At 63.7% G+C, this 17,986-nt stretch carries 18 protein-coding genes; 9 read left to right on the top strand and 9 right to left on the bottom strand.

Annotated elements, in window-relative coordinates; translation table 11 throughout:
- Positions 1 to 41: 41 nt before the first annotated feature.
- The 9 genes from P5W99_RS37605 to P5W99_RS37565 form a co-directional block, all read right to left on the bottom strand.
- A complete protein-coding gene (locus P5W99_RS37605) occupies positions 42 to 1,415 on the bottom strand; it encodes an amidohydrolase family protein (protein WP_434666796.1) in 1,374 nt (457 codons plus the stop codon).
- A 70-nt stretch (positions 1,416 to 1,485) separates the two neighbouring features.
- On the bottom strand, positions 1,486 to 2,214 hold the full coding sequence (locus P5W99_RS37600; RefSeq protein ID WP_434666794.1) for an ABC transporter ATP-binding protein: 729 nt from the start codon (positions 2,212 to 2,214) through the stop codon (positions 1,486 to 1,488).
- The gene (locus tag P5W99_RS37595) at positions 2,207 to 2,677 is read right to left on the bottom strand and encodes an ATP-binding cassette domain-containing protein (protein ID WP_434666791.1); all 471 of its coding nucleotides are present in this window, start codon (positions 2,675 to 2,677) and stop codon (positions 2,207 to 2,209) included. Before P5W99_RS37595 ends, P5W99_RS37600 begins: the two co-directional genes overlap by 8 nt.
- 21 nt (positions 2,678 to 2,698) lie before the next feature.
- Positions 2,699 to 3,502 (bottom strand): SDR family NAD(P)-dependent oxidoreductase, encoded by an 804-nt coding sequence (locus P5W99_RS37590; RefSeq protein WP_434666788.1) that lies wholly within the window; start codon positions 3,500 to 3,502, stop codon positions 2,699 to 2,701.
- A gap of 230 nt (positions 3,503 to 3,732) precedes the next feature.
- Positions 3,733 to 4,128: a nuclear transport factor 2 family protein gene (locus P5W99_RS37585; RefSeq protein WP_434666785.1), complete on the bottom strand. Its 396-nt coding sequence runs from the start codon at positions 4,126 to 4,128 to the stop codon at positions 3,733 to 3,735.
- 54 nt (positions 4,129 to 4,182) lie between these two features.
- Positions 4,183 to 5,055: an NAD(P)-dependent oxidoreductase gene (locus P5W99_RS37580; protein WP_434666782.1), complete on the bottom strand. Its 873-nt coding sequence runs from the start codon at positions 5,053 to 5,055 to the stop codon at positions 4,183 to 4,185.
- Positions 5,052 to 5,393: a YciI family protein gene (locus P5W99_RS37575; protein ID WP_434666779.1), complete on the bottom strand. Its 342-nt coding sequence runs from the start codon at positions 5,391 to 5,393 to the stop codon at positions 5,052 to 5,054. Before P5W99_RS37575 ends, P5W99_RS37580 begins: the two co-directional genes overlap by 4 nt.
- Before the next feature lie 4 nt (positions 5,394 to 5,397).
- Positions 5,398 to 6,264, bottom strand: coding sequence for a dioxygenase (locus P5W99_RS37570; protein ID WP_434666777.1), 867 nt, complete (start codon positions 6,262 to 6,264; stop codon positions 5,398 to 5,400).
- Positions 6,265 to 6,663: 399 nt separating this feature from the next.
- On the bottom strand, positions 6,664 to 7,569 hold the full coding sequence (locus P5W99_RS37565; protein WP_434666774.1) for a LysR family transcriptional regulator: 906 nt from the start codon (positions 7,567 to 7,569) through the stop codon (positions 6,664 to 6,666).
- Between the two features lie 135 nt (positions 7,570 to 7,704).
- Here P5W99_RS37565 and P5W99_RS37560 point away from each other — a divergent pair, with 135 nt between their 5' ends.
- From P5W99_RS37560 to P5W99_RS37520, 9 genes are all read left to right on the top strand, one after another.
- Complete coding sequence (locus tag P5W99_RS37560) at positions 7,705 to 8,598, top strand: pirin family protein (protein ID WP_434668378.1); 894 nt, start codon at positions 7,705 to 7,707, stop codon at positions 8,596 to 8,598.
- Between the two features lie 241 nt (positions 8,599 to 8,839).
- The gene (locus P5W99_RS37555) at positions 8,840 to 9,793 is read left to right on the top strand and encodes a LysR family transcriptional regulator (RefSeq protein ID WP_434666771.1); all 954 of its coding nucleotides are present in this window, start codon (positions 8,840 to 8,842) and stop codon (positions 9,791 to 9,793) included.
- A 270-nt stretch (positions 9,794 to 10,063) separates the two neighbouring features.
- Positions 10,064 to 12,229, top strand: coding sequence for an FUSC family protein (locus P5W99_RS37550; protein WP_434666768.1), 2,166 nt, complete (start codon positions 10,064 to 10,066; stop codon positions 12,227 to 12,229).
- Positions 12,230 to 12,298: 69 nt separating this feature from the next.
- On the top strand, positions 12,299 to 13,765 hold the full coding sequence (locus P5W99_RS37545) for an efflux transporter outer membrane subunit (protein ID WP_434666765.1): 1,467 nt from the start codon (positions 12,299 to 12,301) through the stop codon (positions 13,763 to 13,765).
- Complete coding sequence (locus P5W99_RS37540) at positions 13,755 to 13,955, top strand: DUF1656 domain-containing protein (protein ID WP_434666762.1); 201 nt, start codon at positions 13,755 to 13,757, stop codon at positions 13,953 to 13,955. Before P5W99_RS37545 ends, P5W99_RS37540 begins: the two co-directional genes overlap by 11 nt.
- Positions 13,956 to 13,990: 35 nt before the next feature.
- Complete coding sequence (locus tag P5W99_RS37535) at positions 13,991 to 14,914, top strand: efflux RND transporter periplasmic adaptor subunit (RefSeq protein ID WP_434666759.1); 924 nt, start codon at positions 13,991 to 13,993, stop codon at positions 14,912 to 14,914.
- Between the two features lie 299 nt (positions 14,915 to 15,213).
- On the top strand, positions 15,214 to 16,746 hold the full coding sequence (locus P5W99_RS37530) for a cytochrome ubiquinol oxidase subunit I (protein ID WP_434666756.1): 1,533 nt from the start codon (positions 15,214 to 15,216) through the stop codon (positions 16,744 to 16,746).
- Complete coding sequence (gene cydB, locus P5W99_RS37525; RefSeq protein WP_434666753.1) at positions 16,743 to 17,732, top strand: cytochrome d ubiquinol oxidase subunit II; 990 nt, start codon at positions 16,743 to 16,745, stop codon at positions 17,730 to 17,732. The genes P5W99_RS37530 and cydB overlap by 4 nt, the downstream gene beginning before the upstream one ends.
- Positions 17,733 to 17,734: 2 nt before the next feature.
- Entirely contained in the window at positions 17,735 to 17,941 is a 207-nt protein-coding gene (locus P5W99_RS37520; protein WP_434666751.1) for a hypothetical protein, read from the top strand.
- The last annotated feature ends 45 nt before the right edge of the window (positions 17,942 to 17,986 follow it).

Below are 17,986 nucleotides of genomic sequence, written 5' to 3'. Positions count from 1 at the left end.
ATTCGAACCACTAGTCCGTTCACGCTCGACCAAGCCCGCATTCAGCGCGGCTGATACGGCGCGGGAATGAATCGTTCGCCAGGCTGCACGCCCGCCTTCGCGAGCACGTAGTCGCGCGAACGCGTAAGGTCGCGCACGACCTTCTGCTGGTCGACGCCGACAAGCCGTCCCTCGCGCTTCACCGCGTGCCCCGCGACCCACACCGAATCGACGAGCCCCGGATGTCCGGCCAGCACGACTGCGCCGACCGGATTGTTCAGCGGCGCCATTTCGAGGTTGTCGGCGCGGATCATCACGATGTCCGCGTCCTTGCCCGGCGTCAGCGAGCCGATTCGATGATCGAGCCGCAGCGCCGTTGCTCCGTTGATCGTCGCAAATTCGATCGCTTGCTGTGTGTCGACCGGGAGCCGCTCGACCGTCTCGCCGCCGCGATCCGCGCGATCGTGCGCCCATGCACGCTCGACGAGCAGCACCGTACGCATCACCTGGAACAGGTGGCCGCTATTGCAGGTTGCGATGTCGATGCCGAGTGTCGGCCGCATTCCGACCTTCAGCAAACGTCCTGTCACCGGCCAGCCGTGCCCCATCTGCAACTCGATCTCCGGCGTCATCGACGCCGCGCAGCCCCAGTCAGCCATCATCTGGAATTCGTCGTCGGCAAGCGAGTTGCAGTGCGAGCAAATCACGTCTTCACCGAGCAAGCCGTTCTGCGCAAGCCATTCGACCGGGCGGCCCTTGCCCCAGGCGCCGTCGCCGACGTGCACCGAAATCAGCGCGCCGAGCTCGCGCGCAAGCGCCCAGTCGTCGAGCGTGACTTCCTTGGTCGCGTACTGCGGGCCGCGCAGCGCCATGCCGAGCTGCACGAGATCGTCCGGCGACGAGAAGTGCTGCGCCCTGACGCGCCGCACGTCCCGCGAAGTCGGCAGGCTGCTGACCGGCAGCCACTCCTCGTTCGAGTTTCCGTAACACATCACGAAGCGGCCGTGCGTAGCCTTTAGGGACTCGACTGCCGCATCGGTGTGCTCGGGCGTGTTCATGTTGTGTGACCAGTCGAGCACCGTCGTCACGCCGCCGTTGAGCGCTTCCAGCGCGCCGGCGTAGTTCGAAATGTAGATGTCCTCCGCGCGGAAATGCTCGCCGAGCTGGCCGCGCACGCCGGCAAAGTACTGGTCGAGCGTCCAGTCCGCCGCAATGTTGCGCAGCGTCGTCTGCCAGATGTGCCGATGCGTGTCCACCATTCCGGGCATCACGATCGTGCCGGTGCCGTCGATCACCCGTGCGTCGCCCGCTTCGAGCGCACGCCCCACTGCGGCTATCCGCGTGCCGTCGATCAGCACGTCGCATGCGTCGGCGTTGCCGATCGCCGGGTCCACGCTGATGACGCTCGCGTTGCGGATCAGGGTTCGTTGTGTCATGGTTCGTCTCCTTGTTCGGATCAGGGTTCGTATTGTTGCGGGCCGTCTCGCGTGCTTCTGTTGCCCTGTTTCAGGCACCCAGATAGATTTCCCTTACCGCATCGCCGCTGCCCGCCGCAGCGATGTCGTCGCCGTACATCACGATTGCGCCGTGCGCGATCACGTACGCACGATCCGCAATCGCCGTCGCCTGATGAAAGCTCTGCTCGGCGATCAGCACCGTGAGCCCGAGTGTGGTCTTCAGACGAGCGATCTGCGCGAGCGTCTCCTTGACGACGGCCGGCGCGAGTCCCACCGAAGGCTCGTCGACGAGCAGCACGCGCGGCGCTGTCATCAGTGCGCGGCCGATCGCGACCATCTGCTGTTGCCCGCCGCTCATCGTCCCCACAAGCTGCCCCGCGCGCTCGCGCAGCACCGGAAACGCCTCGAACACCGCGTCGAGATTGCGCTCGCGCAGACGCCGCGCCGCGCGCCGCCATGCACCGAGCAGCAGGTTCTCGCGCACGCTCAGGTTGCCGAACAGCCGCCGCCCCTCGGCAACGACACCGATGCCGAGATCGACGATCGCCTCAGTGCGCATCTCGTGCAGCGGCCAGCGCTGCCCGTCCTGTTCGAGCACGATGCTGCCCGAGCTCACGGGCACGATGCCGAGAATCGCGCGGATCAGGGTCGACTTGCCATTGCCGTTCGTGCCGAGCAGCGCGGCCATTTCGCCGCCCGGCACGTCGAGCGAGACGCCGTGCAGCACGTTGACGGTGCCGTAACCGGCCACCACGTTGCGTAACGAGGGACTAGTCACCGATGTAGGCCCTCTGAACTTCGGGATGCCTGACCACATCGGCAGATACGCCGTCCGCGATCAGCTTGCCCGATACGATGCACAGCACGCGCTGCGAAAAGCGCATGATCGCCCGCATGATGTGCTCGATCATGATTACCGCGATGCCACGTCCGGCAAGCGCGAGCAGGATCTCCAGGACCTCGTCGACTTCCTCGGCGGACAGTCCGGCCATCGCCTCGTCGGCGACGAGCAGACGCGGCTCGACCGCCAGGGCGCGCGCGAGCTCCAGCTTGCGCAGCTCGATCTGCGACAGCGTCCCGCACGCATCGTCCGCCCGCGCGGCCAGGCCCAGGCTGCCGAGCAGTTCGAGCGCGCGCTCGCGCTCGCCGTCGACCATCAAGTCGGCACAGCGGAGATCGCCAAGTGCCGGATCCATCGTGATGACCGTCGCGCCCTTCAGGACTACCCGTCTGATGGACATGTCAATATTCCACACCGTTGCTCAACGAACGTTCGCAGTGAGCCCGCCATCGACCGCAAAGCGCGCGCCGTTGATGTAGCGCGCCTGATCGGACGCGAGGTAGGTCACCATGCTCCCCACCTCCTCCACCTCGGCCCACCGCCCCGAAAGAATGCCTTTACTGATGCAGAAGTCGCGCAACCACTCGTCGACAGGCTTGCCGGCCTGGTTCGCCATGGAACGCGCCCACTCCTGCCGCCACTCCGTGCCGACGAGACCCGGGACGACCGTATTGACGGTGATCTTCTGACTCGCCAGATCGGCGGCGAGATAGCCGGTCACGTGAATCAGCGCTGCGTTGTTCAGGCCGTAGGTCAAGGCAGGCATCCACGTCATCACACCCGATGCCCCCGTGATGTTGACGATCCGCCCCGTGCCGTCGTTCGGCATCAGCGGCAGGAATTCCCGGATCACGCGCAGAGCGCCAAGGCTCTTGATTTCGACCAGCTTCTGCCAGTCGTCGTCGTCCCACATGATTTCGCGATCGCGCCGCTGGATCGCGGCGCCGGCATTGTTGACGACAATGTGAACCGTGCCGAAGCGCTCGCGCGCCTCCACGCCAGCGCGATGCACGTCGTCGCGTTGCGTCACGTCGGCGCTGACCGGCAGTACCTGCACGCCGGACTCGTCGGCGATTTCACGCGCGGCGTCCTCGAGTTCCGCTGCGCCACGCGCGAGCAGGACGAGGTTCACGCCCTCAGCCGCCAGCGCCCTGGCCACGCCTTTGCCCACGCCCTTGCTTGCGCCCGACACGAGCGCCACACGTCCCTTAAGACTCAGTTCCATGTTCTTTTCCTGTTTGATGCGTCTTATGGTGCCGCCAGGCCGCACGCGAAGTGCGGCACGTCATGTCCAGGCGTACCCAATGCGGCCGGGATTCCTTCTGTCGCGGCGCCACTTCTGGACGGTTCGATGCGCGGCCTCACGCTTCGCCCGGCAGCAGTCACGCTCATAGTTAGTCATGCGAATCATATTGCCGACAGCGAAGCCGGCACGTGCCCGGACCGGCTGGCGCGTCAGCCCGCGGGCGGCAATGCACCCGAATGCACGGCAAGGAGCCGCCAGGCTTCACCCTTGCGGTGCCAGACCGCCAGTGCCCGGGTCGCGAACGACTTATGCGCGTCGTTCGTGACGAGCTCAATCGTCAGCTTCGCGAACACGAGCGCCACGTCACCGTCCACGTCGATCCGCACGTCGTCGCGCTCGACCCCGCGGTAGTCCCACAACCCGGAACCGAGCCCGCCCAGATAGCTCGCCTTCGTGTCGGTGACGCCGCTCGAATGCATATAGACGAGGCCCTCGTCCAGCAGCCGGTCGAGCGTCGCAATGTCCTTGCTGAACATCGCGGCATAGCGTTCATCCTCGAGACAGCGGATCGTCTGCCGCACGTCGGTCGTAGCATCGTTCGTCATGATTTCGGTATGCAAATTAAATTCCAGTCTCGGGATCCCCTGCACGACATCCCGTCAGAGCGCCATGCCCGCCATCGTCGCGATCACCTTTGCGCACGCGAGATAGTCTTCGTCGCCATAGCCGGACGCTTCGGCCGCGCTCATCAACTGCTCGACCGCCGCGCCCAGCAGCACCGGTACGTTTAACCCGCGAGCGCCGTCGCCGATCAACTGCACGTCCTTACGCATCTGCGCGACCGTAAAGGTCGCCGTGAAGTCGCGGCGCGCCAGAGCCTGCGCCTTCAGGCGCAGATGGGGCGAACCGATCGCGCTCGCGCCGATCGCCTCCAGCGCCACGTCCGGCGCGATGCCGCCCTTCGCGCACAGCGCGTACGCCTCGCCGAGACTCGCAACGAGCGTCGTCACCATCAGATTGATCGCGAGCTTCATCACGCGCGCCTCATCGGCGACACCGACCTCGACGAGCGTCGACGCATATGCGCCGATAACCGGTCTTGCGACGTCGAGCGCCTGCGCGGGGCCGGATACAAACGACGTCAATGTGCCGCTGCTCGCGGCGGCAACCGAACCCGACACCGGTGCGCGCACATAGCCGACCCCCGCTTCGACAGCCGCCGCTGCAATGGCTGCCGAGGCGCCAACCGAAATCGTGCTTGTCTCGACCAGCACCGTGCCGGGCCTCGCGTGCGCGAGCACACCGTCGCGCGTCGCAAACGCCGCGCGCGCGGCCGCGTCGTTCGGCAACGAGGACACGATCAGCGCGGCGTCCTTCGCGGCGGCTGCTTCGGCAAGCGCGAAGCCGTGGGCGCGCGCAGCGCCCCGGCGTACCGCACTCATGTCATCCACCCGCAGCACGTGGCCCGCCGCCGCAACGCGGCGCGCCATCGGTTCACCCATCTTGCCGTAACCAATCCAGAGGACGTTCATGATTTCCCCGCTCGTTCGGGTTGATCCGCAGCGCCCGTCGCATGCGGCACGAAGGGATTGCCGCGCCGCCAGACCCACGGATGAATCGCGTAATGCGCAAAGAGGCCCGCCTCGAAGTATGGGTCCGCGCGCAGGAACGCCTCAACTGCCTCCTGCGAGCCAGCCTCGACGATCAGCAACGAACCCGCCTCCCGGCCTTCGCCGTTGAGCCACGGCCCGCTCTGCAGCACCCGCACGCCCGGCGCTCCCGCATCGAGATGCGCGCTGTGACGCGCCTTGGTCTGCGAGCGCAGCGCGTGGGCATCGGGCCAGTCGCCGGCAAAGACGAGGAAGTACATCGCGTCACCCGTTGCGGCTCAGCACGAAGTCGTTGTGCAGCTCCCAGAACGGCGCGCGCACCTGCCAGCGCGCGGCATCGTCGGCCGATTCGTTGCGCTCGAACTTGCGAATCAGCGACGACTTCACCGCGAACACGACGTCCGAGTCGAGCCAGGTGTCCTCGGCGTCGAACAGATGGGTAACGAGCTTCCGGTAGCCGGGTGCCGAAACGATCGCATGCACGTGCGCCGGACGGAATGGATGACGGTTGGTTGCGCGCAGCAGCTCGCCCACCGTCCCGTCGGTCGGGATCGGATACGAAGTCGGGCGGATCGTCTTCAGCAGGAACGCACCGTCCGGCCGTGCGCGATACCAGCCGCGCAGGTTGTTTTCCGGCTGTGACGCATCCTGGATGTCGTACTGGCCGTTCGCGTCGGTCTGCCAGATCTCGATCGTCGCGTCGGGCACCGGCTCGCCGTCGGGCCCGCGCACGTGGCCGCGAATCACGAGCGTCGGGTCATCGCCTTCACGCAGGAGCACCGATTCGCCCCACTCGCGTTGCGGCGAGTCCGGCACGTAGAACGGGCCGATCACCGTCGATTCGGTCGCGCCTTCCGGCACGCCCGCGCTCACCATGTTCACCAGCGCGGAGAGCCCGAGGTTGTCGGACAGCAGGATCATCTCCTGGCGCTTGTCGTCGCAGATCTGTCCCGTGCGGGTCAGGAACTGGATGCCGGCCAGCCATTCGTCCTCGGTAAGCCGAACCTCGCTGGCAAACGCGTGCAGATGCCGGATCAGTGCGTGCAGGATCATCTTCAGGCGTGCATCGGGCGTGCTCGCATAGCGTTCGAGCACGACATCGGTCAGCTCGGTTTCGGTCATGTTTCTCATTACGGCTCCAGGCTTGCTTGAATCGACGAATGCGGAAAGCAGCTTGATCCAGCTGCCATAGACGCAACAATAGATCCCACTTAAATGTTCGAATATTCGCAAATACCCTGGCAATCTGGAGGCCGCCACCCCGCCGCCAGAGGAAGCTGGCCGCGCCATAATGGAAACACCGAGTGCATGAAACCACCGCGGAGTTCCCATGAAGCAAGGATGCGCGCGAGCCTGCCCAGCTTCAGCTCGATCATGTCGCCAGTCACGAATCACGGCATATGGGAATCACCGCCCGTTCGCCCGCCGGTCCGTCGAAGTGCCAGATGCGTTCGACCACCCCAAGCCCGAAATCGTGGCTCGGCACGTTCCCGAGCTGTCCGGGATGGAGAAATTGTCGCAACCGTTTGGCTAGATTTCGTCAATCTCCCGAAACCGCATCACAAGAAAATCGATCATCGATCGCACAGAAGGCAGCAGGCCACGCCGGGACGGAAACACGGCATGAATGATGCCGCTTTTGGGCCTCCATGATGGAATGACGCGTACCAGCGTCCCGTGTTCCAGCTCGTCCGACACCATCATGACCGGCAACTGCACGATACCCGCTCCCGCAACGGCGGCCTGCTTTAGCGAGATCATGTCATCGGTCATGAAGCGCGGCGTATGACAGATCGTTGCCTGCTGGCCAGCTGGTCCGTCGAGTTGCCAGACATGCTCACCGAACGCCGGCCCGAAGTCGAGGCTCGGCATGGACACCAGGTCCGCCGGCACCTCGGGCACGCCATGCCGCTGAAGCAGCGCCGGGCTCGCGAGGACGCACCAGGTGCGCTCGCCCAGCACCCTCATCACGAGGTCGCTGTCTTTCAGCGGCGGCGGACGCACACGTACGGCCACGTCGATGCCTTCGCCGATCACATCGACGACACGATTGGTTGCCTCGAGATGGACAGTCACCCGCGGCGTCGATGCGAGAAAGTCGCCGAGCATTGCGCCTATGCGCGCGTGCAGGATGCCCACCGGGCACGTGATGCGCACCACCCCCTGCGGCTCCGAGCGGTTCAGGTCGATCGCCTGCTGGGCGGCCTCCGCTTCGATCAGCATCGCCTTGCAGTGACTGTAGTAGCTCTGACCAATCTCCGTCACCGAAAAGCGCCGCGTGGAGCGCTGAATGAGGCGCACGCCAAGCTGCTCCTCCAGCAGGGCAATGCGCCTGCTGAGCGTCGATTTTGGCATGCCAAGCGCACGGCCCGCCGGGGCGAAGCCCTGATGATCGACCACCTGTGCGAAGAGATACAGGTCGTTGAGATCCCGCATCGGCTGTCTCCCATCGTTCCATAAATGAGACACAGAGGATAACCCACGCTCTCTACCGGGCCCCGTGCGCCGCCCCTATTCTTCTCTCGTACGTTTTCAGGCCGTTCCGGTCTTTGACAGGAGATTTCGATGACGATAAAGAACACTCTCGGCGTCTATGGCAACCCCAACTCGCACTGGGTGGGCGACGGCTTTCCCGTGCGCACGCTGTTTTCGCACCAGACAATGGGACGCCATGTGAGTCCCTTCCTCATGCTCGATTACGCTGGTCCGCAGTACTTCGGGCCGACGGGCCGACGGCGCGGCGTGGGCCAGCATCCGCATCGCGGCTTCGAGACCGTGACCATCGTGTACGAAGGCGAGCTGGAGCATCTCGACTCCACGGGCAGTGGCGGACGTATCGGCCCGGGCGACGTGCAGTGGATGACGGCCGGTGCCGGCATCCTTCACGAAGAATTTCATTCGACCACCTTTGCGAAGGCAGGCGGCCAGCTCGAAATGGTCCAGCTATGGGTCAATCTGCCGGCGCGGGACAAGATGACAGCGCCCGGCTACCAGACGATCCTCGGGGCCGACATTCCGGATGTCGCGTTGCCGTCTGCCGCCGGTCGGGTCAGGGTTATCGCTGGCGAATTCGACGGACATCACGGGCCCGCACGAACCTTCACGCCGATGGACGTATGGGACGTGAGACTGAAGGCGGGCCACAGCACACGATTCACGCTGCCCGCGGAGCGTACACTGGCGCTCGTCGTGCTGCGGGGCAGCGTCATTGTCAACGGCGACGAGCGGCCGGTGAACGAGGCGCAGGTGGTACTGCTCGGGCGCGATGGTACCGACGTGCAACTGGAAGCGGAAAGTGACACCATGATATTGCTGCTGAGCGGCACCCCCATCGAAGAACCTGTCGCCGCTTACGGGCCGTTTGTCATGAATTCGACCGACGAAATCCAGCAGGCCGTACTGGATTTCAACAGTGGTCGCTTCGGTCAGATGTCCACGACCCATCACGCTCCACCTTCACAGTGACCGGCAGCAGGGACGTTCGCCGTCTTCAGTTGCATGACGGCAGGCGTCCCAGCCTCTGATTGCCCGGCGACAGACCGGGTTCCACGGTCGCCAGCATCCCGACGACCGTGGATGCGGCAACGCCCCGCGCCAGCGCGCAGTTGTCGCGCGCTCCATATCTATCGTCATTCCGCCGTGCATGGGGCACAAAGCGGGATGCCCCCTCCAGCGTCTATCCGTTCAAGCGGCAGGAGAAAACTCCATGAAGCCACTCGACAACCAGGACATTCAGGCGTTCCTGATGGTCGTCGACCAGCAGAGCATCACCGGTGCGGCGCGCCGCCTGAATCTTTCCAAGTCGGTTGTCAGCAAACGTATCAGCGACCTCGAGCGTCACCTTGGCACCCAGCTCCTGATGCGTTCGACGCGTAACGTCATGCCGACCGACGCGGGACTGATTTTTTACGAAGCTGCGCAGGAAGCCACCCGCCGCCTTAACGCCGTTGCCGAGACCCTCTCCGAGCATACCAACGGCCTGTGTGGCGAGTTGCGTATCACGGCGCCGGTCAGTCTCACCCAGTTGTGGCTGGGCGATGTCATTGCCGACTTTGCCGGGCAGCATCCGAACCTCCATCTCGTGCTGGAGCTTGACGACCGGATCGTGAATATCGAGGCGGAACGGTTCGATCTCGCAATACGTGTTGCACGGTTGCCGGACAGCGCCCTGATTGCGCGGCGCATTGGTGTCAGCTCCCGAGTTCTCGTCTGCAGTCCAGAATACGCCAGGAAGCACGGCGTGCCGGCATCGCTCGATGAACTGGCGAGCCGTCGCTGTCTTTGCTACAGCAACGCACCGCCCTCCCAGACGTGGTCGTTTCGCGCGAGCGCGACGAGGGGCAAGCCGCGTACCCTCTCCCCGCCAAGCGCATTCGCGTCGAACAACGGCGAGGCCCTGCGCGACGCCGCCGTGCGCGGAGTGGGTCCTGCGATTGTGCCGGCCTTCATCGTCGGCAAAGACCTGATGGAAGGCCGGCTGATCCGGCTCCTTCCGGACGAGCAACCCGAAGACGATTTCATCTACGCCGTCTATCCGCGCAGCCCGTTCACCTCCCGCAAATTGCGCGCATTCATCGAGCACATGCGGATTGCCTTACTCGCCAGCCCGTGGGACGGGCCCGCTGCGACCAACGCCAGTATCAAGTCAGAAACCGCCTGAGCACGGCGGTATAAGGCCAGAATAGCCAAGCGTTTGCCACCAGCCAATCGCAGGCCGACGACGACGCCGTTCCAACGCTCACTACTGAAAATAACAGGCCGTTCTGGATACGAGAACGAAGAGTTTCCGTTTCCAGCGCTACCGGTTCTTACACGTTTTTCGTACAGTTGACCACCCAAGGCTCAGTCGCATGACCGTTGCCATCTGCCACTGCTGCCGCCAGGCTCGACCGGTTGCCGTACCTGGTCGTGCACGCGGGAAGAGAGAGCCATGAGCACACCCCCAGCCATCTGTCCGCAGTGGTACACCGCCATCATTTCGGCGTTGCGCCAATATTTGCATGAGGACAAGGGACGCCTGATTCATGTACTGAAGACCGTGCTCGCCGTGCTCCTGTCTACCGGGATCTCCATGCGCCTTGAACTTGCGGCACCGCGCACAGCGATGGTGAGCGTCGTCATCCTGATGATGCACCAGCATAGCGGCATGGTTATGGCGCGCGGCTTCTACCGTGGCCTCGGCATGGTCGTGGGCAATCTCGCCGCCCTGCTCCTGTTCGCGCTGTTTCCCCAAGAACGCGTTTTGTTCCTTGCCGTTCTGTCCGTCTGGATCGGGCTCTGCGTCTGGGGCGCCGCCTCGTATCGAAACTATCAATCCTACGGCTTCGTACTCGCCGGCTATGCCACCTGTATCGCCGCGCTGCCGGCAATCGACCACCCCTATGGCATCCTCGACAACGTCGTCACCGGCCTTAGCGAAGTCTCCATCGGCATCCTCTGCGCGAGCCTGGTCAGCGCCTTGATTTTTCCGCTGCACGTGCGGGACATGCTGCTTCGCGTCGGCGCCAGTCACTTTTCGCGCTTTCTCGGATTCATGCGTACCGCGCTGACCGGCAAACTGGACCCGCTCGAACTCGGACGGATCCAGTTCGCCATGATTGCGGAACGCGCGCAGTTGGAGAATCTGCGCAGCGCCGCGGTGTTCGAGGACCCGGATCTCCGGCTTCGCAATGACATCATGACCCGTATGGCCAGCGAATTTCTCGATGTCGCGGCCCGGTTTCATCTGCTCTACGAGTTCCGTCGGCGGCTGCGCGCCAGCGCGCGCAGCGACGTGGCGGACAACGTGGACGCACTCTTCGCCCAGCTCGCTGCGCTGCTGTCGGACCGCATCGACCCCGCACGTCCCGACCTGGAGCACCTTAGACAATGCGACGAGGCGCTCACCGTCCTGCTGGATCGGCTGCCAGGCCTGCAGGCGGATCAACGCCATGCGCTCATGGATAAAGACGCAGCAATACGACAGCTCGCCGAGAGTGCGGTCCCCCACCTGGAAAACGCGACCGTCTCTCTGCGCGCGTATCTGCGCGACTTCATCGCACTGCGAGCAGCAAACGTTGCGCAAGACCAGGCTCATGTGCAGCGCCCAGTGCGCATCGTGACAACGGCCAACCGCATGGTCGCGATTGCCGCCGGGTTTCGCGCGAGTTGTGCAATCGGTGCCGTCTCGCTCTTCTGGATCGCCACCGGATGGACTGGGGCCTCGGGCGCGGTCATTTCCGCTGCCATTGCCAGCGCGCTCTACTCCATCATGCCCGCGCCGGCCGCTGCAACACGCCAGATGGTAGCGGGATGTGGCGCTGCATGGCTGGCGAGCCTGTTCTTCAACTTTTTTGTACTGCCCCGCCTCGATGGCTTCGTACTACTCGCAGCGGCCATCGCGCCATTCATCATGATCGGCAGTTATCTGAATAGCTGGCCGAAGACGGCCACGATCGGCCTCGGATTCAATATTTACTTCTGCTTTCTCAGCAATCTGACCAATCCGAGCATCTATTCTCCAACCAGCATACTGGACGCCGGCTTCTCGGCCATGCTGGGCATCGCTGCAGCCTCGCTGGCTTACTCCGTCGTCGCGCCTTATGCCGGCGAGTGGGTGACTGGCCTCTACCTGCGCCAGCTCCGCAAGCTCGTTGCCCATGCGGCCTGCGACGACCCGCTCGACGGCCTGCGGTCGCGCTTCGACAGCGGCGTTCGCGACTTTGTCCAGCAGATCGGCACGCGACCGGAAACGGGGCGCTACAGCCAGGCTTTCCTGCATGCGTGGTCATTCGCGTCCATCGAAATCGGCCGGGGCGTCATCGACCTGCGTGAACTGGCTCGGGGCGCCCCGCTCCCCGCGTCATGGCGCACCTTTGAAACGGACATTTGCCGCGCCGTCGCGCAAGCGTTCACGTCGCCCGGGCGCGACGCCTGCCTGCGCGCGCTGAACGCCGTCGAGGCGGCACTGTCAGCCGTTACGCCAACAAGCGAAGTCCTCGTGGGCTCCCCAGCTGACATCGCACTCGTCAGGTTGCGCTCGGCGCTGAACACCATACGGCTTTCGCTCCAGGACAACCTGGTCCCACTGGGTGACATGGTCGGAACCACCCAGTGATTCCGCGCCCCATGTGCCCACTTCGTGCGCCCACGCGCCTCATGACCTCCGATTGAATGCCACGCTCCGATGCCGAAGTACTCCTGTCTATCGCTGACGCTCGCTTGCACCCTCCTGCTCTCGGCATGTGCGAATACCGACGGTATCGCGTCGCGTTCGACCTTGCTCGACCCGAAAACGGTTGCAGCCGGCGACGCGATACAGGCCGCGATGGACGACGCGAACTGGCCGCAGGATCGCTGGTGGACCCGCTGGTCCGATCCCCAGCTCGACCAGCTGGTCTCCCTCGCCGTGGCCGGCAGCCCGCAAATGGGTCTCGCTCAGGCACGGATCGACCAGGCCGAAGCGCTCGCGCGCATGGCAGGCGCTACACGTGAACCGGTTATTTCCGCTAACAGCGAATTCTCACGCCGACACTTCTCCGCCTATGCGAACCCCAATCCACCCGGCGGCTCTACCGTCTGGAATAACGCCGTCGGCGTGAGCCTGCTCTATGAACTCGACTTGTGGGGCAAGAACCGTGCGACGCTCGAAGGGGCGCTCGATACGGTGCAGGCCGCCACTGCCGACGCCCGTGAGGCTCAACTGCTGCTCGAAGCATCGGTAGTGCGCACGTACGTGACACTTTCGTTGCAGTACGACCTGCGCGACATCGAGATTCAGACGCTCCAGCGGGAGCAGCGCATCGTCGACATCCTGGAGCGGCGTGGCAAGGCCGGCCTCGCCAGCCGCCTCGAAATCAGCGAGGCGCACACCCCCATTGCGGCCACGCGCGCCCGGATCGACCAGTACGAGCGGCAGATCGCATTAGGCCGCAATCAGTTGGCGGTACTGATCGGCCAGGGACCCGGTGCCGGCGAGCGTCTGGCGCGTCCCAACCTTCGGCTCGACATACCCATCGCGCTGCCCGCGACCTTGCCCGCGGAACTCGTCGGCCACCGTCCCGACGTGGTGGCCCAGCGCTGGCGCGTCGAAGCCGCGGCAAAGGCGATCAAGGTCGCTCACGCGGACTTTTATCCAAACATCGACCTCCTTGCCACGGCAAGTCTCGCATCAGCGGCGTTTGGCGGGTTCTTCACCTTCGTCAACAACAACGCGGCCGACCACAGCTTTGGCGTGGCGATTTCGCTGCCGATTTTCGATGGCGGGCTTCGAAAGGGTCGCTATGGCGTCGCGGTCGCGGACTACGACCAAGCCGTCGAAACCTACAACCAGACCGTGCTCACCGCCTTCCAGAGCGTCGCCGACCAGGTCGTGTCACTGCGCTCCCTCGAAACCCAGCAGCATGACGTGGAAATCTCGGTGCAGTCCGCCACGGAGGCATTCGACTATGCCGAAAAAGGCTACCGGATCGGTATGACCGACTATCTGAACGTGCTTGCCACGCAGACCGAGCTGCTGCGCGCTCAGCAGAGCCTCGCACTCGCCCGCGCAGCGCGGCTCGATGCCTGGGCACAGCTTATGACGGCATTGGGCGGCGGAATCGAAACGGTCGCTACCAGCCCGCAGGAAGGAGCGCCCCGCCATGCCCCGTGAGATCGCGTTCGCTTCGCTCCTTATCCCGACCTTGCTGCCGGTCTTTCTCGGCTGCGCGGCCGCCTGGTGGCTGATCGACCGGATACTGGCCCGCATCGGCCTGTTCCGGCATGTCTGGCATCCGGCGCTATTCCGTGCCGCGCTCTTCGTGTGCCTGTTCAGCGGCGTGAGCCTGCTGCTCGGAACGTAGACCCAACCGCGCCACCATTCACACCCGCTCTCATCATGACTCTCCAGTCGCTGATTCGCACAATCGTCACGCTCGCCCTTCTGGGAGTTGCAATCGTCATGGGCTATACCGTCTGGAAACATTACATGTACGCGCCGTGGACGCGCGACGGCCGCGTGAGGGCCAAGGTGATCAACGTTGCTCCGGACGTGTCGGGCATCGTCACCGACGTGCTCGTCGCAGATAACCAGCTCGTGCATCGCGGCGACGTCCTGTTCGATATCGACCGGGAGCGTTTCCGCTTGGCGCTCGAGCAGTCCGAGGCGGAAGTCGCCTTGCGCAAGTCCGAACTGGACATGCGCAAACAGCAGGCCGCGCGGCGCGCGCAACTCGACGGATCGGTAATCTCCACCGAAGTCCGCGAGGACTCGGGAGCCCAGGCGCGCCAGGCATTCGCGAGCTACCAGGCCGCGCTCGCCGCCCGCGACGTCGCCCGGCTCAATATGGAACGCAGCGAAGTCCGTTCGCCCGTGGACGGCTACGTAACAAATCTCAACCTGTATCCCGGCGACTATGCGACTGCGGGCGCAGCCCGGCTCGCCGTGATCGACCGGAACTCGTACTGGGTTTACGGATACTTTGAGGAAACCAAACTTCCTCATGTGCACATCGGCGACAAGGTGGAAATACGCCTGCTGTCCGGCGGCCCGGTCATCAAGGGCCATGTGGAGAGCGTGGCACGCGGTATCAGCGACCGCGACAATCCATCCGGCCCGACGCTGCTCGCCGACGTCAATCCGGTATTCACGTGGGTCCGGCTCGCGCAACGAGTGCCCGTTCGTATCCATCTCGACGACGTGCCCGACGACGTCCCTCTCGCCGCTGGCACCACCTGCACCGTCACGGTCTTGCACGCAGTACCTACGCGCACGAATGCCTCCTCCGCGAACCGTGTCGCGTCACATGTGCGCCCTCAATGAAGCTCTGACGTTCGATGGATGGAAACGTACTGTTTCATGATTGCCCGCTACCGCCCGACGTACGTCGCCTCTACACTCGTGAGTGCTTCAGGGCGAATCATGGCTCGCGACGCGAGATGCCCGTTGATGTGTCCAAAGCGCGATCTTCGTCGCGCAAGTCCACATGAAGAGACCCGGATGTCCGACATGAACACAAGAGACTCGGCAACACACAGGCCTGCCATCGCAGTCGTGTTGCTCCTCAGTATCGTCGGCGCGTTCAGCGCACTGGCGTTGATCAAGCTGTTTGGCGACTTAGTGTGTTTCACCGTTCTTTTTTTATTCGTTTTGCTAACGGTTTACGCGTGGCGAAAAACGGATACACAAAAACCCGACTGAGCGGCTCCACAGCACGCCCTCCCAGGACATACGGACATCGAATGACCATGGATCCCGTCTTTCTGTCGCGCATCCAGTTCGGGCTCACGGTGACGTTTCACATCATCTTCCCGACCATGTCGATCGGGCTGGCGACATTTCTCGCCATTACCGAAGGACTCTGGCTAAAGACCCGCGACGAACTGTATCTGCGGATCTACCGGTTCTGGCTCACCGTGTTCGCGCTCGGATTCGGCGTGGGCGTCGTAAGCGGCATCGTACTGTCCTTCGAATTCGGGACCAATTTCGCAGGATTTGCCCGCCTTGCGGGACCGGTCATTGGTCCGCTCATTGCGCTGGAAGTGCTCACCGCCTTCTTTCTCGAAGCGGGCTTTCTCGGCATCATGCTCTTCGGCATGAGCCGCGTTGGTCCGAAGCTTCATTTCTTCGCCACCTTGATGGTCGCGCTCGGCACCACCATTTCGGCGTCCTGGATTCTAGCCGCCAATTCATGGATGCATACGCCAGACGGTGTGGTGTACGACGCCGTCGCGCATCAGTTTCATGTGATCGACAGGCTGCGCGTGATCTTCAATCCATCATACCTTTACCGCCTGCCGCACATGCTGATCGCGGCCTGGATTTCCGCGTCCTTCCTCGTAGCAGGCGTGGGTGCGTACTATCTGCTACGCCGCGTCCACCTCGACTTTGCGCGGCGCACCTTTTCGATGGGACTCGGCTTCGCCTCGATCGCCATCGCCCTGCAACTGCCGGTGGGAGATACGCTCGGGTTCCGGATGTTCGACTATCAGCCAGCGAAATTCCAGGCCATGGAAGGGTACTGGGATTCCACGCCCCGCGCGCCCTACCTTCTCTTCATCACGCCCCATCAGAGCGAGGCCCGCAACGGCACTCAACTCGGTATTCCATTTCTGGGCAGCCTGATCGTCACGCACTCATTCGACGGCACTGTGCCGGGCCTGAAGAACACACCAGCGGGAAATCGTCCGCCGATGGCGCCTGTCTTCTACGCATTCCGGACAATGTTTCTGCTCGGCCTGACGATGTTCGCCGTCGCCTGCATGAGCGTCTGGTTGCGGCTGCGCAACCGCCTGTTTGTCGCAACATGGTTTCACCGGCTGGTCCAGTACATGATGCCCGTGGGCTTCATCGCCACCATCGCTGGCTGGTACACGTCGGAGATTGGCCGACAGCCCTGGGTGGTTTACGGGTATCTGCGCACCGCCGACGCGGTCTCTCCGGTGCCCGGATCCAACGTGATGTTCTCCACCGTCTTGTTCGCCCTCACCTACGCGCTGTTTCTCGCCGCGTTCATCGGTATCACGGCCCGCGTGATTCGTCGCGGCCCTTCCGCCGCATCGGACGCGGCGCCCTACTCGGCCTCGCTCAAGCCCGTGCTGATGCCCGCCCCGGCAACTGCTGGCCACATCGAACCGTCCGGAGAAAACCGATGAGCGCCCTAAGCCTCATGTGCATCCTCATCGCCATATTCGCAATCGCGATGTACATCCTGCTCGACGGATTTGACCTCGGTGTGGGCATCCTGCTGCTGACCACGCCGCGTGAGCCGGAGCGCAACGAAATGGTCGAAAGCATCGCTCCGATCTGGGACGGCAACGAAACCTGGCTGATCCTCGCGGCCATCGTGCTGTTCGGCGCGTTTCCGCTCGCGTACTCGATCCTGGCTCCGGCGTTCTACCTTCCGTTCATGCTGATGCTCGTCTCGCTCGGATTTCGCGGCGTGGGGATGGAGTTCCGTGTGCACACGCCGTTCCCGCGTTTCTGGGACGGCGCGTTCTGCGCAGGTTCGACTGTCGCAGCGTTCTGCCAGGGGCTCGTCGGGGGCGCGTTGCTGTCCGGCACCGTAACCGTCTCGCAAGGCCAGTTCGCTGGACATACGCTCGATGTCTTCACACCGTTCAACTGCCTGACGGGACTGACCGCAGTGGCTGCCTACGCGACACTCGGTGCAGGCTGGACTCACTGGAAGACCGGCAAACGGCTTCAACGCCGACATCGACCGATGCTACGCGCGGTAATGTTCATCTTCCTGCTGCTCGCCGTCCTCGTGTGCGCTCTGGCATCGACGACGCAGGCTGTCGCAACGATGTGGCGCACGCATCCAGCCTCGATGGTGCTGGCCGGACTCGTCGCGGCCGCGCTATGGGCGACGGCGTTCCTGTCGGTACGCACCGGCCCAGACGGACGCCCACTGCTGTTCAGTCTGGCAATGATCGCCGTGCTGCTGCTTGGCTTCGTCTTCATAGTGTGGCCGTATGTCGTGCCCTTCAGCGTTTCTATCGACACCGCATCTGCCGCGCACGGCAGCCAGCTCATTGTCGCGGTGGGAGCGCTTGTACTCCTGCCCGTTGTGCTCGGCTACAACGCATTCGCCTGGTGGGTATTTCGTGGCAAGGTCGATGCGGCCGGGAGGCGCTGAGCGTGACGCCCCTGCGAGTAGTGCTTGAAAGACACGTCCGTCGCCGCGTCGCGCTGGCTATCGGCGTATGCATGGTGGTCCTGAACGGCAAAACGCAGCGCCGGCAGCTCGCATGGGCCATCCGAACCTACGTTTTTTCCGTGCTGCTCTTTGCTGCCGCATGCGGCCTGCTGCACCTGCTAATGGCGCTGATTTTTAGGCGGCAATAACCCTGTTTCAATTGTCCGCGCACTTGCGCATACCCAGAGCCCTAT

The sequence above is a fragment of the Paraburkholderia sp. A3BS-1L genome (assembly GCF_051125215.1).
Classification (GTDB): Bacteria; Pseudomonadota; Gammaproteobacteria; order Burkholderiales; family Burkholderiaceae; genus Paraburkholderia.
The sequence above is the reverse complement of the archived record's forward strand: the minus strand, read 5'-3'. Positions and strand labels throughout refer to the sequence as shown.